Annotated in this window: 27 protein-coding genes and 1 other RNA gene; 8 read left to right on the top strand and 20 right to left on the bottom strand. The window is 63.4% G+C overall.

From position 1 onward, the window contains the following. Nucleotides 1–60: 60 nt before the first annotated feature. The 6 genes from ACTJKX_RS12540 to ACTJKX_RS12515 form a co-directional block, all read right to left on the bottom strand. The gene (locus tag ACTJKX_RS12540; RefSeq protein WP_440725458.1) at nucleotides 61–1590 is read right to left on the bottom strand and encodes a PAS domain S-box protein; all 1530 of its coding nucleotides are present in this window, start codon (nucleotides 1588–1590) and stop codon (nucleotides 61–63) included. A gap of 154 nt (nucleotides 1591–1744) precedes the next feature. Continuing rightward, nucleotides 1745–1927 (bottom strand): CsbD family protein, encoded by a 183-nt coding sequence (locus ACTJKX_RS12535; protein WP_068282065.1) that lies wholly within the window; start codon nucleotides 1925–1927, stop codon nucleotides 1745–1747. A gap of 171 nt (nucleotides 1928–2098) precedes the next feature. Beyond that, a complete protein-coding gene (locus ACTJKX_RS12530) occupies nucleotides 2099–2350 on the bottom strand; it encodes a GlsB/YeaQ/YmgE family stress response membrane protein (RefSeq protein WP_068282064.1) in 252 nt (83 codons plus the stop codon). Between the two features lie 211 nt (nucleotides 2351–2561). Next, nucleotides 2562–2964, bottom strand: an RNA gene (gene rnpB, locus ACTJKX_RS12525) — RNase P RNA component class A. Between the two features lie 155 nt (nucleotides 2965–3119). Next, nucleotides 3120–3875 (bottom strand): N-acetylmuramoyl-L-alanine amidase, encoded by a 756-nt coding sequence (locus ACTJKX_RS12520; protein ID WP_367623241.1) that lies wholly within the window; start codon nucleotides 3873–3875, stop codon nucleotides 3120–3122. A gap of 61 nt (nucleotides 3876–3936) precedes the next feature. Next, the gene (locus ACTJKX_RS12515) at nucleotides 3937–4965 is read right to left on the bottom strand and encodes a CorA family divalent cation transporter (protein WP_149251451.1); all 1029 of its coding nucleotides are present in this window, start codon (nucleotides 4963–4965) and stop codon (nucleotides 3937–3939) included. A 206-nt stretch (nucleotides 4966–5171) separates the two neighbouring features. On the opposite strand from ACTJKX_RS12515, the gene ACTJKX_RS12510 reads away from it, so the two are divergent. The 3 genes from ACTJKX_RS12510 (at nucleotide 5172) to ACTJKX_RS12500 (ending at nucleotide 7474) form a co-directional block, all read left to right on the top strand. Further along, on the top strand, nucleotides 5172–5879 hold the full coding sequence (locus ACTJKX_RS12510) for a B3/B4 domain-containing protein (protein ID WP_440725457.1): 708 nt from the start codon (nucleotides 5172–5174) through the stop codon (nucleotides 5877–5879). A 228-nt stretch (nucleotides 5880–6107) separates the two neighbouring features. Then, a complete protein-coding gene (locus tag ACTJKX_RS12505) occupies nucleotides 6108–6641 on the top strand; it encodes a GNAT family N-acetyltransferase (protein ID WP_440725456.1) in 534 nt (177 codons plus the stop codon). A gap of 26 nt (nucleotides 6642–6667) precedes the next feature. After that, nucleotides 6668–7474 carry an aminoglycoside N(3)-acetyltransferase gene (locus ACTJKX_RS12500; RefSeq protein ID WP_440725455.1) on the top strand — a complete coding sequence of 269 codons (807 nt, stop codon included), beginning with the start codon at nucleotides 6668–6670 and terminating at the stop codon, nucleotides 7472–7474. A 117-nt stretch (nucleotides 7475–7591) separates the two neighbouring features. Here the strand turns inward: ACTJKX_RS12500 and metF are convergent, their stop codons facing one another. Together metF and ACTJKX_RS12490 are read right to left on the bottom strand one after the other, a co-directional pair. Next, on the bottom strand, nucleotides 7592–8485 hold the full coding sequence (metF, locus tag ACTJKX_RS12495) for a methylenetetrahydrofolate reductase [NAD(P)H] (RefSeq protein ID WP_440725454.1): 894 nt from the start codon (nucleotides 8483–8485) through the stop codon (nucleotides 7592–7594). Then, nucleotides 8485–9483 (bottom strand): ArsR/SmtB family transcription factor, encoded by a 999-nt coding sequence (locus tag ACTJKX_RS12490; protein WP_311941755.1) that lies wholly within the window; start codon nucleotides 9481–9483, stop codon nucleotides 8485–8487. The genes metF and ACTJKX_RS12490 overlap by 1 nt, the downstream gene beginning before the upstream one ends. A 201-nt stretch (nucleotides 9484–9684) precedes the next feature. Here ACTJKX_RS12490 and ACTJKX_RS12485 point away from each other — a divergent pair, with 201 nt between their 5' ends. Next, nucleotides 9685–10242 carry a dihydrofolate reductase family protein gene (locus ACTJKX_RS12485; protein ID WP_440725453.1) on the top strand — a complete coding sequence of 186 codons (558 nt, stop codon included), beginning with the start codon at nucleotides 9685–9687 and terminating at the stop codon, nucleotides 10240–10242. Nucleotides 10243–10276: 34 nt separating this feature from the next. Here the strand turns inward: ACTJKX_RS12485 and ACTJKX_RS12480 are convergent, their stop codons facing one another. From ACTJKX_RS12480 to ACTJKX_RS12455, 6 genes are all read right to left on the bottom strand, one after another. Continuing rightward, nucleotides 10277–10888: an MOSC domain-containing protein gene (locus tag ACTJKX_RS12480; RefSeq protein ID WP_440725452.1), complete on the bottom strand. Its 612-nt coding sequence runs from the start codon at nucleotides 10886–10888 to the stop codon at nucleotides 10277–10279. A gap of 83 nt (nucleotides 10889–10971) precedes the next feature. Beyond that, nucleotides 10972–11346, bottom strand: coding sequence for a hypothetical protein (locus ACTJKX_RS12475; protein WP_367623249.1), 375 nt, complete (start codon nucleotides 11344–11346; stop codon nucleotides 10972–10974). A gap of 94 nt (nucleotides 11347–11440) precedes the next feature. Further along, nucleotides 11441–12523: a 3-deoxy-7-phosphoheptulonate synthase gene (locus ACTJKX_RS12470; RefSeq protein ID WP_440725451.1), complete on the bottom strand. Its 1083-nt coding sequence runs from the start codon at nucleotides 12521–12523 to the stop codon at nucleotides 11441–11443. A gap of 250 nt (nucleotides 12524–12773) precedes the next feature. Beyond that, a complete protein-coding gene (locus tag ACTJKX_RS12465) occupies nucleotides 12774–13412 on the bottom strand; it encodes an SGNH/GDSL hydrolase family protein (RefSeq protein ID WP_440725450.1) in 639 nt (212 codons plus the stop codon). 106 nt (nucleotides 13413–13518) lie between these two features. Continuing rightward, nucleotides 13519–14289 (bottom strand): trans-aconitate 2-methyltransferase, encoded by a 771-nt coding sequence (gene tam, locus ACTJKX_RS12460; RefSeq protein ID WP_440725449.1) that lies wholly within the window; start codon nucleotides 14287–14289, stop codon nucleotides 13519–13521. Nucleotides 14290–14458: 169 nt separating this feature from the next. Beyond that, a complete protein-coding gene (locus ACTJKX_RS12455; RefSeq protein ID WP_440725448.1) occupies nucleotides 14459–15184 on the bottom strand; it encodes an SDR family oxidoreductase in 726 nt (241 codons plus the stop codon). Nucleotides 15185–15562: 378 nt separating this feature from the next. Here ACTJKX_RS12455 and ACTJKX_RS12450 point away from each other — a divergent pair, with 378 nt between their 5' ends. After that, on the top strand, nucleotides 15563–16900 hold the full coding sequence (locus tag ACTJKX_RS12450; protein ID WP_440725447.1) for an Hsp70 family protein: 1338 nt from the start codon (nucleotides 15563–15565) through the stop codon (nucleotides 16898–16900). A gap of 11 nt (nucleotides 16901–16911) precedes the next feature. On the opposite strand, the gene ACTJKX_RS12445 is transcribed toward ACTJKX_RS12450, so the two are convergent. The 5 genes from ACTJKX_RS12445 to ACTJKX_RS12425 form a co-directional block, all read right to left on the bottom strand. Further along, nucleotides 16912–17850: a hypothetical protein gene (locus tag ACTJKX_RS12445; protein WP_440725446.1), complete on the bottom strand. Its 939-nt coding sequence runs from the start codon at nucleotides 17848–17850 to the stop codon at nucleotides 16912–16914. 127 nt (nucleotides 17851–17977) lie between these two features. Further along, nucleotides 17978–19633 (bottom strand): energy-dependent translational throttle protein EttA, encoded by a 1656-nt coding sequence (gene ettA / locus ACTJKX_RS12440; RefSeq protein ID WP_311941785.1) that lies wholly within the window; start codon nucleotides 19631–19633, stop codon nucleotides 17978–17980. A gap of 113 nt (nucleotides 19634–19746) precedes the next feature. After that, entirely contained in the window at nucleotides 19747–20511 is a 765-nt protein-coding gene (locus ACTJKX_RS12435) for a site-2 protease family protein (RefSeq protein WP_440725445.1), read from the bottom strand. A gap of 75 nt (nucleotides 20512–20586) precedes the next feature. After that, nucleotides 20587–21618, bottom strand: a complete 1032-nt coding sequence (locus tag ACTJKX_RS12430) for a transporter (RefSeq protein ID WP_440725444.1) — start codon at nucleotides 21616–21618, stop codon at nucleotides 20587–20589. Between the two features lie 153 nt (nucleotides 21619–21771). Further along, a complete protein-coding gene (locus ACTJKX_RS12425) occupies nucleotides 21772–22224 on the bottom strand; it encodes an NUDIX hydrolase (protein ID WP_311941794.1) in 453 nt (150 codons plus the stop codon). A 619-nt stretch (nucleotides 22225–22843) separates the two neighbouring features. On the opposite strand from ACTJKX_RS12425, the gene ACTJKX_RS12420 reads away from it, so the two are divergent. Both ACTJKX_RS12420 and ACTJKX_RS12415 read left to right on the top strand, forming a co-directional pair. Then, a complete protein-coding gene (locus tag ACTJKX_RS12420; RefSeq protein WP_367623255.1) occupies nucleotides 22844–23140 on the top strand; it encodes a hypothetical protein in 297 nt (98 codons plus the stop codon). 125 nt (nucleotides 23141–23265) lie between these two features. Beyond that, nucleotides 23266–24033 carry a glucose 1-dehydrogenase gene (locus tag ACTJKX_RS12415; protein ID WP_394307998.1) on the top strand — a complete coding sequence of 256 codons (768 nt, stop codon included), beginning with the start codon at nucleotides 23266–23268 and terminating at the stop codon, nucleotides 24031–24033. A gap of 43 nt (nucleotides 24034–24076) precedes the next feature. Here the strand turns inward: ACTJKX_RS12415 and ACTJKX_RS12410 are convergent, their stop codons facing one another. Next, nucleotides 24077–25036, bottom strand: coding sequence for a hypothetical protein (locus ACTJKX_RS12410; protein WP_440725443.1), 960 nt, complete (start codon nucleotides 25034–25036; stop codon nucleotides 24077–24079). A 235-nt stretch (nucleotides 25037–25271) separates the two neighbouring features. Between ACTJKX_RS12410 and ACTJKX_RS12405 the strand changes: the two genes are divergently transcribed. Then, nucleotides 25272–25781, top strand: coding sequence for a hypothetical protein (locus ACTJKX_RS12405; RefSeq protein WP_440725442.1), 510 nt, complete (start codon nucleotides 25272–25274; stop codon nucleotides 25779–25781). Nucleotides 25782–26124: the final 343 nt, after the last annotated feature.

The raw sequence follows: 26124 nt of genomic DNA, 5'->3' as shown, positions 1-26124 counted from the left end.
GACTAGGCAGCAATAGAAGCTACTATATCAGCGTTGCTAGTACGGATGCATCAGGACACTTCAACTCGAGCGGCGCGGTGCGGCCCTTTGCGAAGCTCCGGTGAACCCGCGCTCACGCGCCCACACCACCGCGGCAGCCCGGCTGTGCACACCGGCCTTGCCATAGATGCGCGCAACGTGATTGCGCACCGTATTGCGGGTGAGCTTCAGGGCCTTGACGATCTGAGCATCACTCAGCCCCTGGCAAAGTAGGCCGAGCACTTCCAACTCCCTCGGAGTCAGGTCGGCGAGTTCCGTGGAAGCTCCGTTCGACGCTCCTCCGTCGCGCAGATTGGCCAGTTTCTCGATCACGGTGCGGCTGAACCATGAGGTATCCTGCATCACAGCCTCGATCGCGGACATCAGTTCGACTTCCGATCGCTTGCGTTCGGTAATGTCCTGCAGGACGATCAGCACGCAATCCTGGCCCTGAATGCCGACGGTCTCGGCCGAGACCAGGCAGTCCAGGCTTTCGCCGTGCCGGCTGCGCAGCTTGAATTCCCTGTTCCGCAGGGTTCCATCGCTTTCGATATCCCGTTCGAGCTGCCGCCACGATGCACTCGAAGACCAGATCGGCACCAGAGCTATGGGCTTGTCGATCACCTCATCAGGCGCATAGCCCAGCACCACGGCGAAGGCCTCGTTGACGTCCAGTACGCGGAAATCCTTGCGGGCCATCACAATGGTCGGCACGGGGGTCATGCGAAAGGCCCGGGAGAAGCGCTCCTCGCTCTGTCGCAAGGCCAGTTCGGCCCGCCTGCGCGGCTCCATGTCCATGAAGGTAAAGAGCATGCAGGGCTCCTCGCCAACCTCGATGGGCTGCCCGGCAACGATGACCAACTTCGGCTCACCGTCGGCCATGCGCAGGGTGGCCTCGGTCTGCGGAATCGTGCGCCCTTCGCGCAGGGCAGCGATGGCGCTGTCCCGACCGGCGGCATTCTCCAGCACGTCGATTTCATAGGTGGAGCGGCCGAGGACCTCCTCGCGCTTGTAGCCGGTCATTTCCAGGAAACCGTGATTGACCTTCACATAACGCAGATCGGCCAGCCGGCAGATGATCGCCGGCGCAGGGTTAGCCGCAAAAGTACGCTCGAAGCGCTCCTCCGCCGTAAAACGCTCGGTCAGATCCTGGATGACCAGCACATAGGATTCAGGATCGCCGGCGGAATCGGCAAGAGCCAGTCCCCGGAGCTGATGGATGCTGCGCCATCCCTCTTTCCCTTTGGGCGGCGCCGCCTTGACGACTTCGACGACCACATCCTCGAACACCTCTCCCGCCAGGAGGCGATCCAGCGGATATTGTTCGGGAGCCAGCGCGTGGTTGTTGCGGTATTTCAGCAGATAGGTCTGCCGATATTCAGCCGGCGTCCTGCCCAATGCGGCCAGTTCTTCGGCATCATGCAGGTCGAGTGCCCTCTCATTGGCCCAGACGATCCCCCCGGCAGGATCGATCAGCAAGATGCCTTCGGCCAGCCCTGCAATGATCTCCTGGAGCTGCCGTCGGTCCACCTGTCGCCGCAGGATGTTCACATCCGGAACCTCGTTCGCCATAACCCGTTCCCACTTGCCGGCAAGAGCCGCGGCACGCCACTTCTTGTAGGCGGAACCATAGTCCGGAAAGGTATGGGGCGAAAGGAACGGCGCCTGCTGGCAGGCGCCTAAATGACTGCTGCGGGGGAGCGCGTTGCGGCGCTCCCCGCCCTTCTCATTTCTTCAGCGCATCCCGCGCCGCATCCTTGGCGCCGCCCACCGCATTCTGGACCTTGCCCGCCAGCTTTTCGGCCTTGCCCTCGGCCTGGGTCTTGGTATCGCCAGTCACCTTGCCGACGGCCTCCTTGATGGTGCCCTTGACCTGCTTTGCGGCCCCTTCGACGCGATCCTTGTCCATGTCCGTCCTCCTGAGTTGCCACGGCCGGCGCGCCTGCGTCCGGCTACCTTTCCGATTGCCGCATGTCGCGCGCAATCGCGAAAGACGCCATGGCATCAAGCGGCCTGATCCATCTGTATCAGGAGCGGCAAGGCCAATTGTCGATAGGGCCGGGGCGAAGGCTTCGGAAACTCACGCACTGCGGGCAAAGGCCCGCCAGACCAGCAGCACGATGACAGCCCCGACGACGGCGCCGATGAAGCCCGCCTTTTCGCCGATCGTGTACCAGCCGATCTGCTGTCCGAGCCAGGTTGCCAGTGCGGCACCGACCACGCCAAGCACCGTGGTGAGGATGAAGCCGCTGGGATTGTGCTGGCCCGGCGAGAGGAAACGCGCGATCAGGCCAACGATGAAGCCGATAAGGATGGTCCAGACGATACCCATGATGTTACCCGGTTCGAAGTCCGCAGAAACTCGCCGGACCGCCACAGGCGGCTCGTTCCCGAATTCCGCGCGATTTCAACTGACTGCAGCGCCTCCCTGAATCGGAATCATACCCGCTGGGGAAGTCACCCGGCTGCAATGTGGCGGCGTTCGGTGACAAAAACAAGAACGGCCGGGCTCAAGGCCGGATCGCTTCATCTGCAGGAAAGGCAAGGCTAGCTGGCCTGTAAGCCGGGTTCTGTATGGCCCGCTTGCGCGGACGTGGCGACCATTCATCTGGGGCCACCGTCACCGGTGACCTCAACGCAACCAACCCGGACGGCAGCGCGGAAATGCGCTCCGGCGCGTCCGAAGACCGCCGCGGCCGTCCCTATTCGGTCTTGCTCCGGGTGGGGCTTGCCATGCCGCTGCCGTTACCGGCCGCGCGGTGCGCTCTTACCGCACCCTTTCACCCTTACCTCGGCAAGCGAGCCTGCCGAGGCGGTTTGCTTTCTGTGGCGCTTTCCCTGAGGTCGCCCCCGCCGGCCATTAACCGGCACCCTATTTCCGTGGAGCCCGGACTTTCCTCCATTCCCAGGTCGAGACCTGGCAACAGCGGCCGCCCGGCCAGCTAGCCGCGCCTGTGTGACGCCAAGCGTCAGCGGCGTCAACAAAGAAAACCGGCGCCCACCGATAGGATGGACGCCGGAAGTTGTGTCTTTGGGAGGAAATGGGAGAACCATTCGCCAATGACATTAGCGCCGGCCGGACCGGCACGCTGTGCGAAAAGTCACATCATCGCCTGCTTCGCCAGGATGAGGCTGCGCAGGGTTTCGATGGTGGAAGCGTCGCAGACGCCGTCGACCCTGGCCTGGCGAAAATGGCGCTGGAAGGCCGTCACCACCGCCTCGGTGAGCGTGTCGTAGATCCCGTTCACCTCGATGCCGTAACCATAGAGCGAGAACATCGCCTGCAGCGCCTCGATGGGTTGCCCGGCCTCGCCGGCGGAGAAAAAACGCCCTCCCTGGATGGCGGCAGGCTCTACGTGAAGGCCGACCCCTTCTCCGGCCAGACCTGCCCAGTCGAAGCGCTCGCCGGGATCGGTCTTGCGCAGGGGTGCGATATCCGAATGCCCGAGTACGTGATAAGGGCGAATAGCGTGGCGGCTGACAATATCGCGGCATAGGGCCTTGACCGCCGTCATCTGCACGGCGGGAAAATCCCGATAGCCCCATTCATGGCCGGGATTGACGATCTCGATGCCGATGGAACGGGAATTGATGTCGGCCATCCCCTCCCAGCTCGCCTGGCCGGCATGCCAGGCCCGGCGAGTCTCCGGCACCATCTGGACGATCCGCCCGTCCTCATCGACCAGATAGTGGCAGGAAACCTGCGAAGCCGGATCGGACAGCCGGGCCAGCGCCAACGCGCCATCGGGCATGCCGGTATAATGCAGGATCAAGAGAGCTGGCGACACGGGATCGAGGCGCTCGCCGTGATTGGGCGAGGCGACGGCATGGCTGGCGAGGGATGAATCGAGTTGCAAGGGCGGTCTTTTTGATGCGGCGGATGGAACGGCCGATCCGCTGTGTCGGCAGCAAAACCCCTTACAGCCAGTTGATGCGCTTGAGAACCCATAGTGTGACGATCGAAGTGACGGTAACGAAGCCCACGATGGTCGCAAAGGCCCAGCCCTTGTCGACGCCGGGAATGCCGCCGACATTCATGCCGAACAGGCCGGCCACCACGCTGGGCGGCAGCAGCAGCGCGGCAAGGGCGGCAAGGCGATTGGAATTATGGGCGATGCGCTCGCCGATCACGGTGGAAAGATCGTCATGCAGGATGCCGGTCCGGTCCCGGATCGCATCGAGATATTCGATGAAGCGCATCAGCTTGTCGATCACCTCGCGCAGGCGCAGCTTGTCGCGTTCATTCAACCACGGCGCGTCGTCATGCTCCATGCGATTGAGCGCATCGCGTTGGGGGGCGAGATAGCGGCGCAGCTGCACGGCGCGTCGCCTGAGCAGCTTCAGGCGCTCGCGCACCTCGCCGGCATCGCCCTGGAAGATCAGATCGTCGAGTTCGTCGACCTCCTCGTCCATGGCATCGAGCACCGGCTCAAGGTCACGCACCAGCTTGTCGCCGATCATCGCCAGGAGATCGCCGGAATGACTCGGCCCCTTGCCCTTGTGCAGCGCCTTGCGGATGTCGCGCAGAGCGGTGATGTAATGATCCTTGTCACGCAGCGAGATCACGCGATCGCCATCGACCCACAGATGCAGCGGAACCAGATCGATATCGGCGGGCTTTTCCTCGACTTCCTCGGGCGCGGTCGCACAGACACCGCGTAGGATGATCAGCAGCCCCTCGTCGATCGGCTCGACACGCGGCCGCGACTCTTCTTCCAGGAGAGCATCTGCGACGACGGGATCGAAATCTCCCCTGCCATGGACCCAGTCGGCGGCGGCGGGATGATCACGTTCCAGATGCAGCCAAAGCACGCCATCACCGGGCTTCCAGGCCCGGGCTTGCGCCATGTCGAGCTGGCAGCAGCCGCCGCGCCCGTCGAGTAGCAGGGCAAAACGCAATCCGGGTTCGATACCATAGCTCGCAGTCGGCGCGCTGGCGGTTTCCATACGGCCTCACCACAGTCAGAGCAGCCGGGACGCCTCCCGGCAGAACCGAAAAGCACAGCCCGCACAAAAGCTTGCCGAACCACGCGGATTCACATTATCCGTTCGATACCTCGTGGCAAGATCAATCAAAAGCATGATGATTCCTTTTGTGACATCATCACCACTCGATGCCGGCGCCACGCCAAACCGACCAGCGAATGACCTCCATGCAGCTGACCATTGCCGAACTGACCGAGCGCTTTCCCGACTTTCGCGTCGCCATTCTCCTGGCCGAAGATCTCACCGTCGCTGCGGGGCGCCCCGGCCATCTCGATGCGGCCATCCTGGCCTCGGAAGCCGCCTGCCGCAGCCAGTACGAGGGAATGGAGCTTTCCGCCATTCCGGGCGTCGCGGCTTGGCACAGCGCCTATAAGGGCTTCGGCATCAAGAAGACCAGCTATCGCTCCTCGGTCGAGCGGTTGATCAAGCGCGTGATGGCCGGCGACAGGCTGCCTGCCATCAACAATTTTGTCGACATCTACAACACGATCTCGCTGCAGCACGGCTTCTGCATCGGTGCCGACGATCTCGACAGGATCGCCCCGCCCGTCGCCTTCCGCTTCTCACGCCCCGGCGACAGCTTTCTCGACATGGGCGCCGAGGCCGGCGAGGATCCCAATGATCCGCCCAAGGATGGCGAGGTGGTGCTCGCCGATAGCAGGCATGTGCTGTGCCGCCGCTGGAACTGGCGCCAGGACATGCGCTCGGCCATCACGCCGCAAACCCGGCGGGCGCTGGTGACGGTTCAGGCCAATGGCTGGGGTGAACTGGAGGAGGCCGCCAATCATCTCGCCGGCTGGCTCACCGCCGATTGCGGCGCAAAGGTCTCAATCGCCTATGCCGACAGGAGCAATCCCGCGATCACGCTGGGCTGAGCGACGAGTGTCTTTGCGCGGGGTGTTCTCGTGATCTTGCCGATCCCGAACCAATGACCTAGTGTCGGCGCGTGAACGCAAAGCGCACCACCTGCATGCATCCTGCCACGCACCTGCCTAGGGGCGCGGGAAGGGTATTGCCGTAAGCGCGATACGAGCGACCCACGGACCCTGCGAGGCGAGCAGGGTCCATGGCAGCCCGGCTCTCCCGCAAAAAGGAGAGTGACCATGTCCCCAGCCCTATACCATCCCTCCGATTCCCGGCCCGCACCGCCGGGGTTGTCGATACGTGCCACGCGTCTGGAGGATGTCGACGCGATCACCGCGCTCGCCAATCTTCCCGGCTACCGGGCCGGCACACTCCGCCTGCCCTATCAGAAGCCGGAACTGGCCCGACGATGGCTGGAGGGTCTCGGCCCCGAGGCCCTCAACCTCGTCGCCGTGCTCGACAGCACCGTCGTGGGAAATGCCGGCCTGGAGCGCTATGGCGGCCGGCGAGCCCATGCCGCAGGTCTTGGCATGGGTGTCCACGACGACCATCGCGGCAAGGGTATCGGTACCGCGCTGCTGCGGGAGATCATCGACGCGGCCGATCAATGGCTGAGGATCGAACGTCTCGAACTGACGGTCTTTGCCGACAATCTGCGGGCCATACGCCTTTACCAACGGTTCGGTTTCGAGCAGGAGGGGGTCCTGCGCAATTACGCATTCCGGGCCGGGGCGTTCGCGGATGCCCATTTGATGGCACGGTTGCGGGGTTGACCCCGCGCCCTGTCCCCGAGGACATCATGACCGAGGCAAGCATCATCCGGCAAAGCGCGACGCCGAGAACGCGGGAAAGCCTTGCCGCCGACCTGCGGACACTGGGGGTCAGGCCCGGCGAAACCTTGCTCGTGCACAGTTCCCTCAAGGCGCTCGGCTGGGTCAACGGCGCCGAAACGGCGATGATCCAGGCGCTTTGCGACGTCATCACGCCTGCAGGCACGCTCGTCATGCCGGCGATGTCGGCGGATCTCACCGATCCCGTCCACTGGGGCGCACCACCCATCCCGCAAGCCTGGCATGAACCCGTGCGCCAATCGATGCCGGCCTTCGACCCCAAGCGGACGCCGACGCGGGGCATGGGCAGGATCGCCGAATTGTTCCGGACCTGGCCACGGGTGTCGCGCAGCAGCCATCCCGCCAGCTCGCTGGCAGCCTGGGGGACGCAGGCCAGCGCGATCCTTCGCGATCAGCCTCTCGAAGACCCCTTCGGCGAGAACTCGCCGCTGGCAAGATTGTATGATCTGCAAGCCCGAGTGCTCCTGCTCGGGGTCACCTTCGAGAGCTGCACCGTCCTGCATCTGGCCGAACGCCGAACCTGGCCGCATCAGGCCCTGATCCAGGAGGGCGCTCCCTTGATGGTCGATGGCGAACGCCGCTGGGTGCGCTACGAGACACCGATCCTGCGTGTGGATCTTCTGGAGGATGCTGGACGGCATCTCGTCGAGACCGGCATCGCCCAAAGCGGCATCGTGGGATCGGCCCGGTCCCATCTCCTGCCTGTCCGCGAGGCGGTCGATGCCACCGTCGCGCGCTGGCGTGGCATGGAATGAAGCACCGAGCCTTCCTGGAGCGCGGACATCGCAACGACATGCAGACATGTCGCGATGTCCGCACTTCGTCGTGCACGCACCTCGTTTGCCGGAGCGGACTAGTAGTCCGCGCTCCCGCTAAGCCGCCGCTTTTTCCACCTTCGGCCTGAGGCCGAGCAGATGGCAGATGGCATAGACCAGGTCGGCCTTGTTCATGGTGTAGAAGTGAAAATCGCTGACGCCGCGGTCGACGAGATCGAAGACCTGTTCGGCGGCGACGGCGGCGGCCACGAGTTTACGAGTGGCAACATCATTGTCCAGGCCCTCGAAACGATCGGCGAGGCGTTGCGGCACCTCGGTCCCGCAGCGCTCGGCAAAGTTGCGGACCTGGTTGAAATTCTGCACCGGCACGATGCCCGGCACGATCGGAATATCGATGCCCGCCTCGCGGACCCGATCGACAAAGCGCAGATAATGCTCGTTGTCGAAGAAGAACTGGGTGATGGCGCGCGTGGCGCCGGCATCGACCTTGGCTTTCAGGATATCGATGTCGAAGGCGAGCGACGGGCTTTCGGGGTGCTTCTCGGGATAGGCCGAGACGGAGACCTCGAAATCGCCCAGTGCCTTGATGCCCGCGACGAGGTCAGCCGAACTGGCATAGCCGCCCGGATGAGGTTCGTAGTGGGCACCGACGCCGGCCGGCGGATCGCCGCGCAGCGCCACGATGTGGCGCACACCCGCTTCGGCATAGCCGCGGATCACCTCGTCGATGGCCTCGCGCGTGGCCCCGACGCAGGTCAGATGCGCCGCTGGGCGGATATCTGTTTCCTGCACCATGCGCGCCACCGTGCCATGCGTGCGCTCGCGGGTGGTGCCGCCGGCACCATAGGTGACCGAGGCGAACAGGGGATCGAGCGGCGCCAGACGCTCGATCGCCTCCCACAGGGAGGCCTCCATCTCCGCGTTCTTCGGCGGGAAGAACTCGAAGGAAACCCGGATACCGCCGTGTGAGGGCAAGGCGTGACCAGCCATCACGCGACCTCCTGACCAAGAGTGATAGTGTCGGAAACCCGGCGCGGATCACGCCCGGTCCAGATCGATACGGTGAGGCTCGACGGCCCCTCCCCGGCATCCACCAGGCGCCAGCCATCCGGCCGCAGATGCGCGGCTTCCAGCCAGTGCTCGATGGTCTCGCGGGCAAATCCCAGACGACGATGCGCAAAATCCTCGCGCAGGAATTCGAGTTCGTGCGGAGCGAAATCGACGATGACCAGCCGGCCACCCGGGCGCAGGGCCCGCCCGATCTCGCGCAGGGCCTTGGCACCGTCGTCGAGATAATGCAGGACCTGATGCACGATGATGAGATCATAGGCGCCCGGTTCGACTGACAGCGCGAAGAGATCACCCTGCCGCACCACCGCATTGCGGATGCCGTTGCGTTCCAGATTGGCCCTGGCGATCACCAGCATTTCGGCGCTGGCGTCGATGCCGACGGCCCGGGTCGCCAGGGGGGCGAACAGTTCGAGCATACGCCCGGTACCCGTGCCGATGTCGAGGAAGGCCTGGATGGGCTGGCTGCCGACCACATCGCGCAGCGCCGCCTCGACCGCCTCGTCGGGCGCATGCAGGGCGCGAATGCGATCCCAGTCGCCGGCATGGGCGCGGAAATAATCGGCAGCCACCGCCGCCCGCGTGCGCCTCACCTCGACGAGGCGGGAGCGGTCGCGGGCGAGAATACGGTCGCTGCGGTCGAGGCCCGCGAGAATCTCACCGAAAATCTCGGATTTCATCGTCCCTTCGGCCAGGCGGAAGAATGCCCAGGCGCCCTCGCGGATGCGCTCCACCAGCCCGGCCTCGACCAGGAGCTTGAGGTGACGCGAAATACGCGGCTGTGACTGGCCGAGGATCTCGGTGAGGTCGGTGACGTTGAGCTCGCCCTCCGCCAGAATGGCTAGCAGACGCAGGCGCGTCGGCTCGCCTGCCGCCTTGAGCGTGCCCAACACCGTCTCGAAAGGAGCCAAATTCGTCATTCCGCGCAACCGCCTCTCACATAAAGATATGTTTATGTCATTTCCTAAAATGCGCAAGGAATTTGTTTTACAAGCGACGTCATAATGTGAACAGCCGACTTTTGTGCCGGTAGACTGGCTAATTCACCCTCGCCCCTTCGAAACCGATTGCATAATGCAATTAGTTTGGGCATGGTAGGGAGAAGCGTGAGGGAGGTACCGATGGCCACGATTTTCTATGCCATGCTGATGTCTCTGGATGGCTATGTCGCGGGGCCGCAGCAGGAATTTGGCCTGCCGATCCCCCAGGCCGAGTTGCACCGGCATTTCAACCAGCTCATGAGGCAGACTTCGGTCGCCCTCTATGGGCGGCGCATGTATGGGGTGATGCGCTATTGGGACAGTCCCGAGCGCGAGCAGGACGCTGACGAGGTCGAGATCGATTTTGCCCACGCTTGGCGCGAGACGCCAAAGCTCGTCTTCTCGACGACATTGCGGGAGGTCGGGCCGAATGCAAGGCTGGTAAGTTCGGACGCCATGGCGGTGGTACGCTCGCTCAAGTCGGACAGCGATGGCCAGATCAGCGTCGCCGGCCCCACCCTCGCCGCCGAACTGGCACGATCGGACCTCATCGACGAATACCGGCTCTATATGCACCCTATCGTCCTGGGGGGCGGCAAGCCCTATTTTCAGCAAGGCCTGTCGCTCGGACTGAAGCCGCTCGGCAATGAAAGCCTGCCCCAAGGCGTAACCTTGCTGCGCTATGCGCCCGCCAGCTGAAAGGCGAAACGGCATCCCCTCCGGGGAGGCCGGCTCAGCCCTGCCAGATCCATTGCTCGGGAACCCGCAGCTTGAACGTCTCCCCGCTCCGGATCGAACCGGGACGGTCGACAGTGGCGACCACACCGCGCAAGCGCTTGGCCGCGGCGGCAAAGCGCAGGGCCAGCCCCTCCTGCCCGATGAGGTGCCGTTCGACCTCAGAGCCGGCGATGCGGCAGGGATCGTTCTGGCCCATCACCGCAAGCACGGCGCCCGAGGGAAAGAACAGCCTGGAACCGCGCGGCAGAAAGGAGAAATCCGGCACGCCGCCCACGGCGAGATTGGCGCCGAGCCATTCCGGCTCCACGCGCTCGACGCCAAGATTGCCGGCGATCACCGCAAGTTCCTCCATCGAGACGATGGAAACCTGGCGCTCGTTGTGAATCGGCGCATTACGCTCGAACCAGGGCACACGCACATCGGCAGGCCTGAGGAAGCCGGCATGCCGATCGCCCGGTATGCCCTCATGCGTGAGCACGAGCTCGGCAAGCCTTTCCGCCCCGATCGCATCTCCGCCGGCTGCAGCGACCATGACCACCCGCCCCGCACGCTTGAGCACGGGCCTGACGGCGATGTCGGAGGTGGTGTTGATCAAAGGATCCGGCATGGTCTCACCTCGTCTGGCAGCATGGGAATCTCGGTCTGCCATCGAATCGGCAGCGACGCAAAGATGCCGCTCGATGGCTGGCCTCAACCCTCCTCGCCTGCGCTCACCAACCCACAATCGCGCAGGATGCGGGGCATATGCCGCCGAATCTGCCAGCGTGTCAGCAGCACCAGGACGACCAGCATCGGCAGATTATCGAGAATGGCGCGGAAGAATCCGATCACCACATTGCCAATGAGGCCGCCGTCACCCAGAAAGGCCGAGACGTCGCCACCCAGCAGCCCGGCGATCAGCATGGCGCCATAATGGGAAATCGAACCGGTGACCTGCAGCATCGGCGCGACATAGAACAGGAAGTTCAGCGCCCAGCCTACGGCGAAGACGAACAGGGCCACGGGAATGCCGATCCGCCACCAGACGGCAAAAACGACCTTCTTGATGATCTGTGTATCGCTCACGTCCTCGCCTCCGTTCCGGCGCGACCATGCCGGCTCAGGGCGGGCCGCGTCAAATCGGCGACAGTGGAAGGCGGGTCCTAAGACCCGCCCCCGATCATGCCCCGACCTTCACCGCGTCGCGGTTGGCGATGCGGCGCTGCTCGACCGCCAGTGCCAGGCGTTCGAGGGCGACGACGGTGGTGTCCCAGTCGATGCAGCCATCGGTGATGCTCTGGCCATAGGTCAGCGGCTTACCGGGCACCTGGTCCTGGCGACCGGCAACGAGGTTGCTCTCGATCATCACGCCGATGATGCGATTATCGCCTGCTGCAAGCTGCGTGCCGATATCGGCCAGCACTAGCGGCTGGTTCTCCGGCTTCTTCGAGCTGTTGGCATGGCTGGCATCGATCATCACCACCGGCGGCAGGCCGGACTTGGCGACTTCGCTGCAGGCCGCCTCGACGCTCGCCGCATCGTAATTGGTGCTCTTGCCGCCGCGCAGGATGATATGGCAGTCCTCATTGCCTGACGTCGAGGCGATGGCCGAACGGCCATCCTTGGTCACCGCCATGAAGTGATGGGGTTGCGAGGCCGATTTCACCGCGTCGACCGCGATGCGCACATTGCCGTCCGTGCCGTTCTTGAACCCGACGGGGCAGCTGAGGCCCGATGCCAGTTCGCGATGGATCTGGCTTTCGGTGGTCCGCGCGCCGATGGCGCCCCAGGCGACGAGGTCGGCGATATATTGCGGCGTGGTCATGTCGAGGAATTCGCAGGCCGCCGGCAAACCGAGATTGTTGACGTCGAGCAGCACCTTGCGGGCGATACGCAGCCCCTTGTCGATCTGGAACGAACCGTCGAGATCGGGGTCGTTGATCAGGCCTTTCCACCCCACCGTGGTGCGCGGCTTCTCGAAATAGACCCGCATGATGATTTCCAGCGAGGAACCCAGGCGCTGGCGCAGCTTCATCAGGCGATCGGCATAGTCGAGGGCGGCCGCCGGGTCGTGGATCGAACAGGGGCCGACCACCACGGCGAGACGATCGTCGCTGCCGCGCAGGATATCGTGCACGGCCTGCCGCGACTGCGTGACGGTGCGGGTGGCTTCCAGCGTGCGGGGATGCTCGCCCATCACGTCAGCCGGCGTGGTCAACGCCTTGATTTCACGGATACGAAGATCGTCGGTGGTGCTCAACATGGCCTGGGTTCCAGTCTCGGTTCGTTGGGGTTCTGGTGGGTCCCGGCCGGCGGCATAAAAAAACCGCCAGTCGGGCTGGCGGTTGTCTGGGTTTGATCCGTTGCTACGTTCAGATCGAGCGCACCCCTACCTCCGCCTGAGGCCTGCGAAAGCCAAAATACCAGTAAAAGGTGGGGGCGGATGCAAAGGTCATGGCAGGCATATAGCGACGGCGAAAGGTTTTGTCACGTGCGAATTTGCCGGCAAGCAATCAGCTTCCCAGCGCCTGCACCCGTTCGGCAAACACCTGTCCGAGGGCGAGATGCGCGTCGGCTTCATAATGGATGCCGTCGATCGGGCTCACCTCGATCAGCTTGCCAACGTCGAGAAATTCGGCACCGTGCCTGCGCGCGACCGCTTCGTAGAGGGGCGGCAGAGCCTGCGATTTTTCCACGCCGCCGGCGAAGAGCGATCCGAGGCAGCCGACTACGCGGATGGGCGGCGGGCAGGCGATCAGGAGCTTGGCCGGCGGCCGGTCGAGATTGGGCGTCGCGGCGATGATGCCGGCGAGGATGTCGACCCCGGCGGCAATGTCCTCCGGCGGTGCACCGAAGCGGGCCTTGAGGTCATTGGTACCCAGCATCAGCACGATGACGTCGAGCGGACGGTGGCTTTCGAGACAGGCAGCGAGATAGCGCCGGCCGTTCTTGTGGATGCCCTCGATGAGATCGTCGCGAATGGTTGTACGGCCCGGCAGCCCCTCCTCGATCACATGCCAGGCATGGCCGAGAATCTTGCGCATGACCCCGGACCAACGCGTCTTGCCGTCATAGCGCCGGGCCTCTTCAAGGCTGGCCAGAGGCGGCGTGCCGAACGTGTTGGAATCGCCGAAACAAAGAACATTCTTCATGGGAACGACAAACTTTCTTCTGGGATCGCAGGCGTCTCGCCTGCTCTTGGAATTACCGCGCTTGGTATGAAGGGAATTGCAGGCGAGACGCCTGCTATCCCAGAATCTAGCGCTGCACCACGATGAAGAGCCGCGGAAACGCCAGTACCACCTTGCCGTCGGCCCGCGGCGGATAGGCCTCCGCGATGCGCGCCGTATAGGCCTCCAGAAAGGCGGGCTGCTGTTCGGGATCGAGCGGATCGAGAAAGGCGCGCAGGCCGGTCGCCCGCAGCCAGGACACGATGGCCGGCGCATTATCAAGCACGTGATAATAGGTGGTTCGCCAGATATCGATCGAGGACGCTTGTCCGGCGAACAGGTTGTAGTAGTCCTCAGCCGGCACGATGCGCTCGCGGATGCGCGAGGCATCGCCGAGCCTGGCCGCCCAGGGGCCGTCCGCGGCCGTCTCGCGCATCAGGCGATGGGACGGCTCTGCCAGATTGTCGGGCATCTGCACGGCCAGTACGCCGCCCGGCGCGGTCTGGGCGAGCAGCCGCGGCAGCAACGCCGCATGTCCAGGCACCCACTGCATCACCGCATTGGCGAAGATCAGTTCCGGCGGCTTTTCGGCCTGCCAGCTGGTCACGTCCCCCTGCTCGAAGTGCGCCGCAGGCAGGCGCTTGCGGGCCTCCGACAGCATGGTTTCGGAGGTGTCGATCCCGATCACCTCGGCAGCGGGCCAGCGCTTGGCCAGAAGCTCGGTGGAGTTGCCGGGGCCGCACCCCAAATCGACGGCAAGAGCAGCCGCCGCCAGGGGGACGCGATCGAGCAGGTCGCGCGCCGGTCGCGTGCGCTCGTCCTCGAAACGCAGATAAAGCGAGGGATTCCAATCGGCCATGAAAAATATCCTTGAATATTCGCCCCGACGAAGCGTCTAACGCGCCGTATCCGCCAGCGGAATTGGACCCGATGCTGCAGGTCTCATTGTCGCACCGCGAATGCTGAGAACAGGCACGCTTGTTCGGCACGATGCCACAGCACCGGCAGACGGAACGAGGCCGGCCGCATCAGGTGATCAGGAAGCCACCATCCACCGGCATGGCGACGCCGTTCACCATCGAAGCCTTGTCGCTGAGCAGAAAGGCGATGGTCTCGGCCACTTCCTCCGGTTCGAAGAAGCGTCCCAGCGGAATACGCTGCAGCATGGGGGCGGCCTTGGCGGGATCGCTCCAGGCCTTCACCGCCATAGGCGTGAGGATCACTGTCGGGCAGATCGCATTGACGCGAATACCCTGGCGCCCGAGTTCGTTCGCCATCACCGTCGTCAGCGAGTCGAGCGCACCCTTGCTGGCGCAATAGGCTGCATGATCGGTAAAGCCGATCGAAGAGGAAATGCTGGATACGTTGACGATCGCCCCCTTCTTGCCGCGGGCAATCATGCTGCGCGCGCATTCCTGGCCGAAGATCATGGCCGCGACCACGTTCACCGACATCAATTCCTGGAAGGCCTCGACGCTGGTTTCGAGGAAAGGCTCGAGCGTGGTGGTGCCGGCATTGTTGACCAGCCGGTCGACGGGCTGGATCGAACGGGCCACGGAGCGGACGGCCTCGGGATCGGCGAGGTCGACGGCATGGATCTCCGCCCCGGTCTCGGCGGACAGGCTTTCGAGCTCGGCCTGGTCGCGCCCGATGGCAATGATCTCAGCGCCCCGCGCCGCCAGCAGCTTGGCGGTGGCCCGCCCGATGCCCTTGGTTGCTCCCGTTACCACGATACGCTCGCCGGCAAATTCCATCGCGTCCTCCCGCATGTTTGGCGGCATGGTAGCGGGCGGGAGGCTGCTGACAAGTCTGACAAATCAAAGTCAGGAAATTTTGGATCGGCACGATAGCGTTTTGCGATTCAACGGAGCCACTTCGAATCGCAAAGACGCTTGAGCCAATCTTTCGGATTGGCTTGGGAACAAGGAGCTAGAGCAAAGGGACGTTCACACTTGAACGCACTTTGCTCTAGCTTTGGCGCGCCTCATGGGCTATTTCCCGCGGCCCTCTTCCCCATCGCCGGAGCAAAGCGCGTTCAATCCTGGACGCTTTACCTGCTCTGCCCTCAGCTTCGACGCGTCCTTGCGATTCTTGTCGGCCCCGACGGATCGCAAAACGCCCTAGGAGGCCTCATGCCGCCCCAATCCCCAGCAACGGGACAGAGCGCCCCCGTCTCTATCGGCATCGACTTCGGTACCAGCAATACGGTGGTCGCTTTTGCCCATGCCGACGGTCGCACCGAGGCGCTGAACTTCGAGCATGGCGGCCAGAGCCTGAACCATTTCGTCACCGCCCTGTGCTTCTGGGACGAGCGCCGCCCGGGCAAGTCCACGATTCGCGTCGAGGGTGGGCCCTGGGCCATCGAGCAATTCGTCGAAGCGACCACCGCCTTCCGCTTCATCCAGTCCTTCAAGAGCTTTGCCGCCAGCGCCACCTTCCAGGAGACCCGCATCTTCCGCGAGCGCTTCCGTTTCGAGGACCTGCTGGCGACCTTCCTCAACACGCTGGTCAAGCATGCGGACGGCCGGCTCGATCTGTCGGCGGCCAACCTCGTCATCGGCCGTCCCGTGACCTTTGCCGGCCGCCAGCCCGATGACGACCTGGCCATGCAGCGCTACCAGACCGCTTTCGAGCGCCTCGGCGTCAGCAGCCCCACCTACGTCTATGAGCCGGTGGGCGCGGCCTTCTTCTATGCCCGCCAGCTCAAGCGCGACGCGACCGTGCTGGTCGCTGATTTCGGCGGCGGCACCAGCGACTTTTCGATCATGCGTTTCGAGCAGGTCGCCGGCCAGTTGAAGGCCGAGCCGCTCGGCCATTCCGGCATCGGCATTGCCGGCGACGCCTTCGACTATTCGATCGTCGACCGCATCGTCTCGCCGCGCCTGGGCAAGGGCGGGCGCTTCCGCTCCTTCGACAAGGAACTGTCGATCCCCAATCACTATTATGCCAATTTGGCGCGCTGGCACCAGCTCGCCATGATGAAGACCAATGGCGATCTCAAGGGCTTGCAGGACCTGGCCAAGGTCGCGCTGGAACCGGAAAAGCTCGAAAAATTCATCGAGATCGTCGAGTTCGACATGGGTTTCTCACTCTACAGCGCGGTATCGAAAGCCAAGATCGCGCTGTCAAGCCAGGACGAGACCGAGTTCCGTTTCGCCGGCGGCGACATCGAGATTACGGCTCCGCTGAAGCGCCGCGATTTCGAGCGCTGGATCGCCGGAGACGTCGCCCGCATCGAGGCGAGCCTCGATGAGGGCCTCAGCCGGGCCAACACCCGGGCCGAGGAGATCGAGCGCGTCTTCCTCACCGGCGGCACCTCCTTCGTGCCGGCCATCCGCAAGCTCTTCGCCGAGCGGTTCGGCGAAGAGCGCCTGGTCTCTACCGACCAGTTCGAGTCGATCGCCTATGGCCTCGCCTTGATCGGGCAGGACAAGCAGAAGGAGCGCTGGGAGGTCAGGAAGGCGGCGTAACGGTCGAGACGTCAATCGAAGGCGCGCGCAATCTCAGCGGCTTCGGCTTTCGCGCGTCGCCGCGACCAGATCGCAAAGATGGGTAGGACAACGATAAAGAATGCGAAATACCAGGTCGTCAGCGCTTGGCTCAACCAGATCACCACTCCCTCCGGCGGCTGACGGCCGAGCCAACAGAGGCCGATCCACCCCAGAGCGAACAGCAGGCAAGCCCCTTGGAACCAACTCCTCAGCGGAGGCAACCTGTAACGGGGCGATGTCAACCAGGGCAGCAATATCGGCACAAGCATGACGGCGAGCATCGCGATCACACCACCGAGTTTGTCGGGAATACAACGCAGGACGGCATAAGCCGGACTCACATACCATTGGGGCAAGATCGAAGGCAGACTTGGCTTGCCGACACTAAATGCTCCCGCATCCCGCCACATCAGGCCAACACCCCACCCCAAAAAGAGGGTGACCAATATGAAGATGATCCCTGGCCAGCGCAGACCCGCTCTTTTCTCCCCGCGCCAATCAAGCCAATCAAAGAGCCAGTCGAGCGCCAGGAATAACCAGGCCAGAGGCAATACGACCACAGTCAGGAAATCACGGCCCGTCGGGGATGCGACAAACTGCAAGGGACCGATCAACCATTGCGGCAGTTGTGTGCCATCACCTACCAGTATTGGGGTCAGCCAGCCCCAAGGCAGGAAATATCCAGAAAAGACAATTATCTGCGCGAAAAAAAGAGCTGGGACCAGAACGATCCAGCTCCAGGTTCGTCGGCGGGAGAACCTGCCCTCATAGGTGGCGAACCCAATATGAACGAAATAGACGAAGAAGAGGACAGTCGCAAAGCCCACCGGTGAAAACATCGCAAAGGGCGTGTAGGCAGCCACCGCCATGGCGAGGATGCTCCGCACCCAGGCAATCAAATAAGCGGTCGGTGCTCTTGCATCAGGCATGGTGCGCGAGGCTCGTACGAACCACAAGACGAGAGCAAGGCGCGAATTTCGCAAGTCGCACCTTGACTCTTACTCTTCCTTCTCAGGAATTTCTCAATCGAAACCCTGCTCGCTTTCGTACAGCCCTTTAGCGCGAAAACTTCTTGTACTGGATGCGCTTGGGAATGGTGGAATCGATGCCGAGGCGCCGCTTCTTGTCTTCCTCATAGGCCTCGAAATTGCCCTCGAACCACTCGACGTGGCTGTCACCCTCGAAGGCGAGGATATGGGTGGCGAGGCGGTCGAGGAAGAAGCGATCATGCGAGATGATCACGGCGCAGCCGGCATAGTTCTCAAGCGCCTCTTCCAGGGCCCGCAGCGTTTCCACGTCGAGGTCGTTAGTCGGTTCGTCGAGGAAGAGGACGTTGGAGCCTTCCTTCAGCATCTTGGCAAGCTGCACGCGGTTGCGTTCGCCGCCCGAGAGCACGCCGACCTTCTTCTGCTGGTCGCCGCCCTTGAAGTTGAAGGCCGAGGTGTAGCCACGCGAATTCACTTCGCGCTTGCCGAGATAGAGGATCTCGTTGCCGCCGGAGATCTCTTCCCACACCGTCTTGTTGGGGTCGAGCGCATCGCGCGACTGGTCGACATAGCCCGGCTGCACCGTATCGCCGAAGGTGATGGTGCCGGCATCGGGCTTTTCCAGGCCGAGCAGCATGCGGAACAAAGTGGTCTTGCCGGCGCCGTTCGGGCCGATCACGCCGACAATGCCGCCGGGGGGCAGCGAGAACGAGAGATCGTCGATCAGCAGGCGATCGCCGAAGGCCTTGGAGACGCCCTCGACCTCGATGACCTTGCCGCCGAGGCGCGGACCGGTCTGGATCATGATCTGGGCCGTAGTCGGGCCCTTCTCGTTGGCCTTGGCGAGCAGGTCCTCATAGGCGTTGATGCGGGCCTTGGACTTGGCCTGGCGCGCCTTGGGGCTCGCGGCGATCCATTCCTGCTCGGCGGCGAGCTGCTTCTGGCGGCTCGCTTCCTCGCTCTTTTCCTGGGCGAGGCGCTTCTGCTTCTGCACCAGCCAGGTGGAGTAGTTGCCCTCATAGGGAATGCCGCGGCCGCGATCGAGCTCGAGGATCCAGCCCGTGACGTTGTCGAGGAAGTAGCGGTCATGGGTGACGATCAGGATCGCCCCTGGATAGGTGCGCAGATGGCCTTCGAGCCAGGCCACCGTCTCGGCATCGAGATGGTTGGTCGGTTCGTCCAGCAGCAGGAGTTCCGGCTGCTCGAGCAGCAGGCGACACAGCGCCACGCGACGGCGCTCACCGCCCGAAAGCGTTGAAACGTCGGCATCGTCGGGCGGGCAGCGCAGCGCGTCCATGGCCTGGTCGATCTGGCTGTCGAGATCCCAGAGATTCTTGGCGTCGATCTCGTCCTGCAAGCGGGTCATCTCGTCCGCCGTCTCGTCCGAATAGTTCATGGCGAGTTCGTTGTAGCGGTCGAGGATCGCCTTCTTGGCGGCGACGCCGTCCATGACGTTCTCGCGCACGCTCTTGTTGGGATCGAGCTGCGGCTCCTGCGGCAGATAGCCGACGCGGGCGCCTTCGGCCACCCAGCCATCGCCGGTGAAGTCCTTGTCGATGCCGGCCATGATGCGCAGCAGCGTCGACTTACCCGAGCCGTTCACGCCGAGCACGCCGATCTTGGCGTCCGGGTAGAAGGACAGGTGGATATTGTCGAGGACCTTCTTGCCGCCCGGATAGGTCTTGTTCAGACCCTGCATGTGGTAGACGAATTGATACGCGGCCATTGCTGCCTGCTCGAGCTTTCGTGGAAAGGGGATTGGGGCGGTGTGTAGCCGAGCGGGGGCAGCGGGGCAAGGGCGCAGCCGTAATTAGCGCGCAGCCCTGCCCGCGAATGGGGCTACCGCCAGAAGCGGAACAGATAATAGCCCAGCGCCACATAGTTCGGATAGATGTCGAACAAGGCGGCAAGCCTGTAGACCGCGTTCCAGATCGCCCCGCTGACCTGGGTGGTGAACAATAGGAACAGGAAGCCCATCATCGCCAGGGGCGCGATGGCGTTGGCCTGGGCCTGCATCTCATAGGGCAGATAGGGCCGGATGATCGCAAAGCCGTCGAAGCCGGGAACCGGCAGGAGGTTGAGCACCACGGCCGAGGCCTGCAGCGCGGCGAGGAACGCCATCGCGGCCCAAAGCTGGGGCGAGCCCATCGTCTCCGGCAGGCCGATGAGGAAGGGCAGCCCCAAAGCGATCAGGCAGACGAGATTGGCCATCGGCCCGGCCAGGGCCACGAAGGCATCCCAGTGCCGGTTCTTGAGCACGGCCCGGTTGATATAGACGGCCCCGCCCGGCAGGCCGATGCCGCCCAGGATGAGGAAGAGCAAAGGGAAGCCGAAGCTGGTCAACGGGTCGGCATAGGCAAGCGGATTGAGGCTCAGATAGCCCTTCTCCACCACGGACCGATCGCCGCCCCAATAGGCGGCGAGCGCATGCGCCCCTTCGTGCAGGCATAGCGAGATCAGCCAGCCCGAGACCACGAAAGCGAACACGGCAATGCCTGAATCGAACCAGCCCGTCGCCAGGCTGACGGCCGTCACCAGGAAGACGGCGAGGATCGGGAGGAAATTGGCGCTCAGGCGCCAGGGCATCGCCGCAACTCTGGACAAGGGGAACTCATTCTCGAAAAAAGGTTGCCCTATTGTGGGAAGTTGCGCCTCGTTTCGCAAGGGCAGGCATGGCGCTCAGATGCGCAGCCCCGCCCCGACGCGGCGAAGGATCCAGTAGAACAACGCCGTCGCCGCCGCGCCGATCAGGATGGCGAACCAGAACCCTCCTTCCGTCTCGAGGAAGGGCAGATCCTTGGTGTTCATGCCGAAAATGCCGGCAACGAGGCTACCGGGCAGCAGCATGGCCGTCAGGATCGAGAGGGCGCGCAGCGAGCGGTTGGTCTCTTCGGCCAGCCGCGCCCCGACCTCATCCTGCAAGAGCTTGGCCCGTTCCTGCAGGGTGAGGATGTCGTGGTCGAGCGATTCCAGCCGGTCGGCCAAGCGTTCGGCCGCAATCGGCAAAGCCGGCTTGTCGGCCTCGTCCGAACGTTCCTCCCAATCTCGCAGCACATGGCCGAGCGAAGAGAGCTGGCGGTGGACCCGGACCGTCATGCGGCGGACCTCGATCAGCCGGACCCGCTCTGTGGCGGCCATGTCCTCGACGACGCGGTCTTCGGCGGTATCGAGCTCGTCGGTCATGCCGGCGACGCGACGAGCGACCGAATCACAGAAGCGATCGATGATCGTCTCGATCAGACGCCCCGCGGCGGGCAGGTTGAGCCCCTTCTGCACGGCACGATGGATCTCCTCGACCGAACGCAGCGGATGCCGACGCCCCGAAATCACCAGCCTCTCGTTCAGCGCAAAGCGCAGGCGGCCAAGATGGTCGCTCTCCCCGCCGAGCTCGCTGTGAAAATCGGCGATGACGCCGAAGATGACGTGGTCGATCGTGTGCAGGCCAAGCGGCTCGTCCTTGGCCAGGAACAGGGCCCGCACCTGTTCGGGAAGATCTTCGAAGGAAGACAGCCAATCCCGGGCGAGCCGATCGGTCAGGCTGAAATGCAGCCAGAGCCAGCCATCCTCCGCCGCCAGCGCTGCCGGCACGTCGCGCGGATCGATCGCTTCGGGCTCGTAGCCCTCGCGAAAGCGGTAGGCCCAAATCAGGCCGGCGATGGCCGCCGGCACGAAATTGACGCCCGGCAGTTGTTGCTGCTGAATACTGTCCATGGCGCCTCCGCCAAGCGGTCCACGCCTCCCCACCCGAGGCCCGAACGCCGCATAGCTTCAAGTTCAGGCAACGCCCCGCCCCTGGGATGGCCGCCTGGAATGACGGGGCTAGATCAACCATGTGACAGAGGGATGACAGTCGCGTAGCGACTGTCATGCAGGGCTGGCGACCTGCTCCAGCAGGGCGGACAGACCAGGCTCCTCGACCAGAAGAGCGGCGTCCCCCGGGGCGAACCAGCGCACTTCGCGCTCGTTCATCTCGCGCCAGACCGGCAGATGGCCGGTGACGTCGAGACGATAGACGAAGACGCGGACGAGATCGAAATGCAGATCGCGGCGTTTCCAGTAGAGATATTCGCCAACCGGTTCCTTGCCGATCTTGCCAAGCAGCCCTGCTTCCTCTTCAGCCTCGATGGCGGCAGCGCGGCAGTCCTTATGGCCCTTCATCGGCCATCCCTTGGGGATGGTCCAGCGCCGCGTTTCCCGTGTGGTCACCAGGCAAACCTCGATCTTCCCGCGCTGGATCCGCAAGGGCAACGCACCGACCTGGCGAAGCTCCGTGGCTGCAACGGGTGACTTGAGAGGATATTTGTCGACTCTGGCCATGTAACGTGAGGAAACTCCAACACTGCACTCGGCAGCTCTACTCATACCGCAAATATATCAAATATTCCTTAGCATTCGCGTGCCTTTGCACACCAACTTTGTTCTACCACTTTCGAACAAGCGCGTTTCCTCAATAGGCAACGAACTTGCGGGCAAGTTTCCAGGCGTCCTCTGGCAGCTGGTCGTTCTGGTCTGACAAGACACCACATAGACCCTTATGTTGTTATTTTTTTGTCGTATGCAATCCCTTTCTCCTGCAACGACGCCGTCTTGTTGCATTGCAATAGAAACTACGGGAGGCGAACGAATAGCCGATCTGCTCTCCCTGGAGACATGTGCGTCATGTCGGTGCAATTTTGCTGTTTCATTGTGAATAACCATCATATTACCGAACAGTACAGGGTCGAATGCGGCAGCATTGTGTTGAAACTCCTCATCGCTTCGCTTATGGCGAGTGGACTGGGCGGCTTTCGATTCGGGCGAGATGTGCACAAACGCACGTCTTGCATGATGATGGCCGGCTAGGGGTTCGCCGCCGGCGCATTCTCACCTGTGCCGCAGCACCACGAAGTTTTGGGCGATCCAAAACCGACCTTCCACGGTGAGGAAAGGAAGCCCCATGAGAAAAATGTTGCTTGCCGCCGCTTTCGGCTCTCTCGCTCTCGCCCTCGCCTCCTGTGGCGGTGGCAGCTCGAGCTGCACGGTTGAGGCTATTACCCAGAAGGGCAAGGACCTGACGGAAGCCATGACCAACGCCATGAAGGATCCGGCCAAGGCTCAGGCGAACGCACAGACTTGGGCTCAGAAGGCGCAGGAGCTGCTCACCAAGGCCCAGGCTGCCCAGTCCGCCGGCGGCAAGCCGACCGACGAGCTCTGCAAGGCCTATGACGAGCTGATCGCGGCCGTCAAGAAGTAAGCCTCCTCCGGCTAGACCGGCTCGATGTGGCTCCGAGGCCCGCCTCGGAGCCTTTTTTATTGGTCAGATGAAAACGCCTGGCTGCCTGCCGGCCCAAGCGATAGCTTGATAGCGGGAGGTTCGCCATGCTCACTGATATTTTCGACCTGACGGGGCGGATCGGCCTCGTCACCGGCTCCAGCCAGGGAATCGGCTTGGCCATTGCCCGCGGACTGGCCGGCGCCGGTGCGACCGTCGTTCTCAACGGCCGCAACCAGGCCAGGCTCGATGCCGCCGCCCGCCAACTCACCGAAGAAGGCCTGACCGTGGAGACGGCCGCCTTCGACGTCACCGACCCCGCCGGCGTGGAAACGACGATCTCGGCCATCGAAGCCCGCCATGGCCGCCTCGACATCCTGGTCAACAATGCCGGCATCCAGCGCCGGGCCCCTTTCGTGGACTTTCCGCTCGACGCCTTCCGCGACGTGCAATCCACCAATGTCGAGGGTGTCTTCCTGGTCGCACAGGCCGTGGCGCGCGGCATGATCGCACGGCGTTCCGGCAAGATCATCAACATCTGCTCGGTGATGAGCGAACTTGGCCGCGCCAACATCGTGCCCTATGTCGCTGCCAAGGGCGCCGTGCGCACGATGACCAAGGCCCTGTGCGCAGAACTCGCTCGCTACAATATCCAAGTCAACGGCATCGGTCCGGGCTATATCGAAACCGAGCTCAACACGGCGCTGATGCAGGACGCTGCCTTCTCCGCCTGGGTCGAGGCGCGTACGCCGGCGGGACGTTGGGGCAAGGTCGAGGAGTTGGCCGGAGCCGCCATCTTCCTCGCCGGCAATGCCTCCAATTTCGTCAACGGCCACATCCTCTATGTCGACGGCGGCCTCACGGCCTGTGTCTGAGGAATCCTACGGTATCATCGCCCCGACAGCGCTGCGGCAAGAGCTATTTTCCGGACTGGGAAGAGACTGGTGCGGAATGCGACGCTGCGGCCTGCCAAGCCGCCAGCAGGACTTTGAAGTGGGCCGCCGCTGCCGCAGCCTCGCGGCCGATCTGCGGCGTCACCGTCCGAAACTCCAGCCGCGCCCGCAGGTCCCCTTCAAGGCCTAGCGTGCCGACGCAATAATGCTCGCCCGTGACCGGCAGGCCGTCCACGTCACAGGAAACCAGGAAGGGCGCAGCGGATTTGGCATCGCGTTCGAGCCAGATCCCGCCTGGATAGACGTCATAGTCGCCGTCCGGCTGAGCGGGAGGCGGCGTCCCCGCCTTGGTCAGCCGATCCTTCCAAGCCTTGAAATTGTCGAGGTCCGGGGCCTGCGTCTGGAACATGCTGTCGCCCTGGAAGGAAGCGGGTTCATAGAGCGCAATGGTGGCCAGCGAGCGCAGCGCCCCGCTCGGCCGTTCCTCGCCGCGACACAGGAAGAGCGTAGCGGTATCCTCGCCCTCCTTGCAGAATTCTGCCCGCCAGCTCGCTGCCGCGCCGAAGGGTTTGTCCATCGCCTCCAGCGTGAGCACCAACGCCTTGGCCGTCACCTCGGGCTGCGAACAGGCTTTCTCCAATCCGGCCTTGGTCGAGAAATTGATCTCCTCGTCAGCTTTCTCTCCCGTCACCAGCGTCAAGGCTGGCGGACCGGAAACACGCAGGCTCGCCCTGCCGAGCTTCATCCCGATCCCCTTGCGCAGGCAGTCGGCATAGGGGGTGGGTTGTGCCGCGGGGATCGGTGCAGGAGCCTGGCCCGCCTTTACTGCGGGTACCGGCTGCGGGTTCGTCGTCTCCGCGCCCGCCATCGCCGCTTCCGCCACGGCGGAATGCGGGGCTGGGCTGTGCAGCACAAAACCGCCGACAGCCAACACCAGCCCGATCGTGCCAAGAGCCGCCAGGCCGATACGTTCGCGCGCTTCCATCGTCTCTCCTGAACCGAACGCCCCCTGCCGGGCTCGCTCATTACACCCCGCGCAATAAGGCAAAAGTGGGAGAAATGCCACCAAGGCAGCATCGCCACTCCCCATTGACGGTCGAAAGCGTAAACATCGCGTGGGAATATCGTGGAATGGGCGTTGCCAACCGCGCGGCAGCTTCTCACATTCACCGGATGCGGCTTTCCCTGGCCCGCCGTCCGTTCGAGGATCCTGTACTGCCATGACGCTCAAGCGCCTCGTCCTCCTGCCGCTGCAGGTCCTCCTTGGGATCCTGGTGATCATCGACGAACTGGCCCGCCCGGTCTACGGACCGCTGATCCGCCGCTTCGCCGCCCTGCGCCTCGTCGAAATCGGGGAGCGCGCCGTCGCAGCGCTGCCGCGTTTCGTCATCCTCGTTCTCCTCGCCGTACCTCTTGCCGTAGCCGAACCCTTGAAGATCTACGGCCTGTTGCTCCTGGGCCAGGGCCGGCTGGTTCGTGGCCTTCTCATCCTGGCCATCGCCTATCTCGCGAGCTTCCTGCTGATCGAGCGCATCTATGCCGCCGGCAAACCCAAGCTGATGACCATAGGCTGGTTCGCCTGGTTCATGGGCCTGATCGACTGGATCCGCCGGATGTTGCTCGACTGGCTGAAAGGCACCCCGATCTGGGCCGTGGTCACCGCCGCCCGCAGCTTTGCGGCCCGCGTCGCCGCCATATTCCGGGCTGCCGTCTCGCAAAGGCGCGGGTAATCTTTCGGGCACCCGGACAAGGGGCTTCTCCCCGATCCCGGAGCAAGGCGCTCCCGGCCGAATGCCTTTTCGCCCTCGCTCGTCGTAGTCGGTGCGCATTTGCGATTCTTGCAGAGGCCATCAAATCGCAAACGCACCGGCATTCGGACGGTCCATTCAAGACCGCATGGCCTTCCGCATGAGCGGGATCGTCGGCGGGTCGAATCTTCCCGCACACGCTCGCCAGCGCAGTTAGCCCGAGCGCAGCTCTCGGAGAAGACAGGATTATTTACCCGCTTTGGAATAACTCTAAAAATAGATCAGGAATTGCACAATTTAGAATTACTATGAATTATAATTTAGA

The sequence above is a fragment of the Labrys sp. 22185 genome (genome assembly GCF_052045555.1).
Taxonomy (GTDB): domain Bacteria; phylum Pseudomonadota; class Alphaproteobacteria; order Rhizobiales; family Labraceae; genus Labrys; species Labrys neptuniae.
Note: the sequence above shows the minus strand (reverse complement) of the source record. Positions and strands in the feature narration are given on the sequence as shown.

Coding starts and splice junctions, on each gene's coding strand:
- ACTJKX_RS12485 (WP_440725453.1), top strand. CDS start 9,685: ATGGCCACGATTTTCTATGCCATGCTGATGTCTCTGGATGGCTATGTC.
- ACTJKX_RS12510 (WP_440725457.1), top strand. CDS start 5,172: ATGCAGCTGACCATTGCCGAACTGACCGAGCGCTTTCCCGACTTTCGC.
- ACTJKX_RS12410 (WP_440725443.1), bottom strand. CDS start 25,036: ATGGAAGCGCGCGAACGTATCGGCCTGGCGGCTCTTGGCACGATCGGG.
- ACTJKX_RS12405 (WP_440725442.1), top strand. CDS start 25,272: ATGACGCTCAAGCGCCTCGTCCTCCTGCCGCTGCAGGTCCTCCTTGGG.
- metF (WP_440725454.1), bottom strand. CDS start 8,485: ATGGCTGGTCACGCCTTGCCCTCACACGGCGGTATCCGGGTTTCCTTC.
- ACTJKX_RS12490 (WP_311941755.1), bottom strand. CDS start 9,483: ATGACGAATTTGGCTCCTTTCGAGACGGTGTTGGGCACGCTCAAGGCG.
- tam (WP_440725449.1), bottom strand. CDS start 14,289: ATGGCCGATTGGAATCCCTCGCTTTATCTGCGTTTCGAGGACGAGCGC.
- ACTJKX_RS12505 (WP_440725456.1), top strand. CDS start 6,108: ATGTCCCCAGCCCTATACCATCCCTCCGATTCCCGGCCCGCACCGCCG.
- ACTJKX_RS12470 (WP_440725451.1), bottom strand. CDS start 12,523: ATGTTGAGCACCACCGACGATCTTCGTATCCGTGAAATCAAGGCGTTG.
- ACTJKX_RS12450 (WP_440725447.1), top strand. CDS start 15,563: ATGCCGCCCCAATCCCCAGCAACGGGACAGAGCGCCCCCGTCTCTATC.
- ACTJKX_RS12465 (WP_440725450.1), bottom strand. CDS start 13,412: ATGAAGAATGTTCTTTGTTTCGGCGATTCCAACACGTTCGGCACGCCG.
- ACTJKX_RS12515 (WP_149251451.1), bottom strand. CDS start 4,965: ATGGAAACCGCCAGCGCGCCGACTGCGAGCTATGGTATCGAACCCGGA.
- ACTJKX_RS12420 (WP_367623255.1), top strand. CDS start 22,844: ATGAGAAAAATGTTGCTTGCCGCCGCTTTCGGCTCTCTCGCTCTCGCC.
- ACTJKX_RS12535 (WP_068282065.1), bottom strand. CDS start 1,927: ATGGACAAGGATCGCGTCGAAGGGGCCGCAAAGCAGGTCAAGGGCACC.
- ACTJKX_RS12415 (WP_394307998.1), top strand. CDS start 23,266: ATGCTCACTGATATTTTCGACCTGACGGGGCGGATCGGCCTCGTCACC.
- ettA (WP_311941785.1), bottom strand. CDS start 19,633: ATGGCCGCGTATCAATTCGTCTACCACATGCAGGGTCTGAACAAGACC.
- ACTJKX_RS12445 (WP_440725446.1), bottom strand. CDS start 17,850: ATGCCTGATGCAAGAGCACCGACCGCTTATTTGATTGCCTGGGTGCGG.
- ACTJKX_RS12540 (WP_440725458.1), bottom strand. CDS start 1,590: ATGGCGAACGAGGTTCCGGATGTGAACATCCTGCGGCGACAGGTGGAC.
- ACTJKX_RS12430 (WP_440725444.1), bottom strand. CDS start 21,618: ATGGACAGTATTCAGCAGCAACAACTGCCGGGCGTCAATTTCGTGCCG.
- ACTJKX_RS12480 (WP_440725452.1), bottom strand. CDS start 10,888: ATGCCGGATCCTTTGATCAACACCACCTCCGACATCGCCGTCAGGCCC.
- ACTJKX_RS12530 (WP_068282064.1), bottom strand. CDS start 2,350: ATGGGTATCGTCTGGACCATCCTTATCGGCTTCATCGTTGGCCTGATC.
- ACTJKX_RS12455 (WP_440725448.1), bottom strand. CDS start 15,184: ATGGAATTTGCCGGCGAGCGTATCGTGGTAACGGGAGCAACCAAGGGC.
- ACTJKX_RS12500 (WP_440725455.1), top strand. CDS start 6,668: ATGACCGAGGCAAGCATCATCCGGCAAAGCGCGACGCCGAGAACGCGG.
- ACTJKX_RS12425 (WP_311941794.1), bottom strand. CDS start 22,224: ATGGCCAGAGTCGACAAATATCCTCTCAAGTCACCCGTTGCAGCCACG.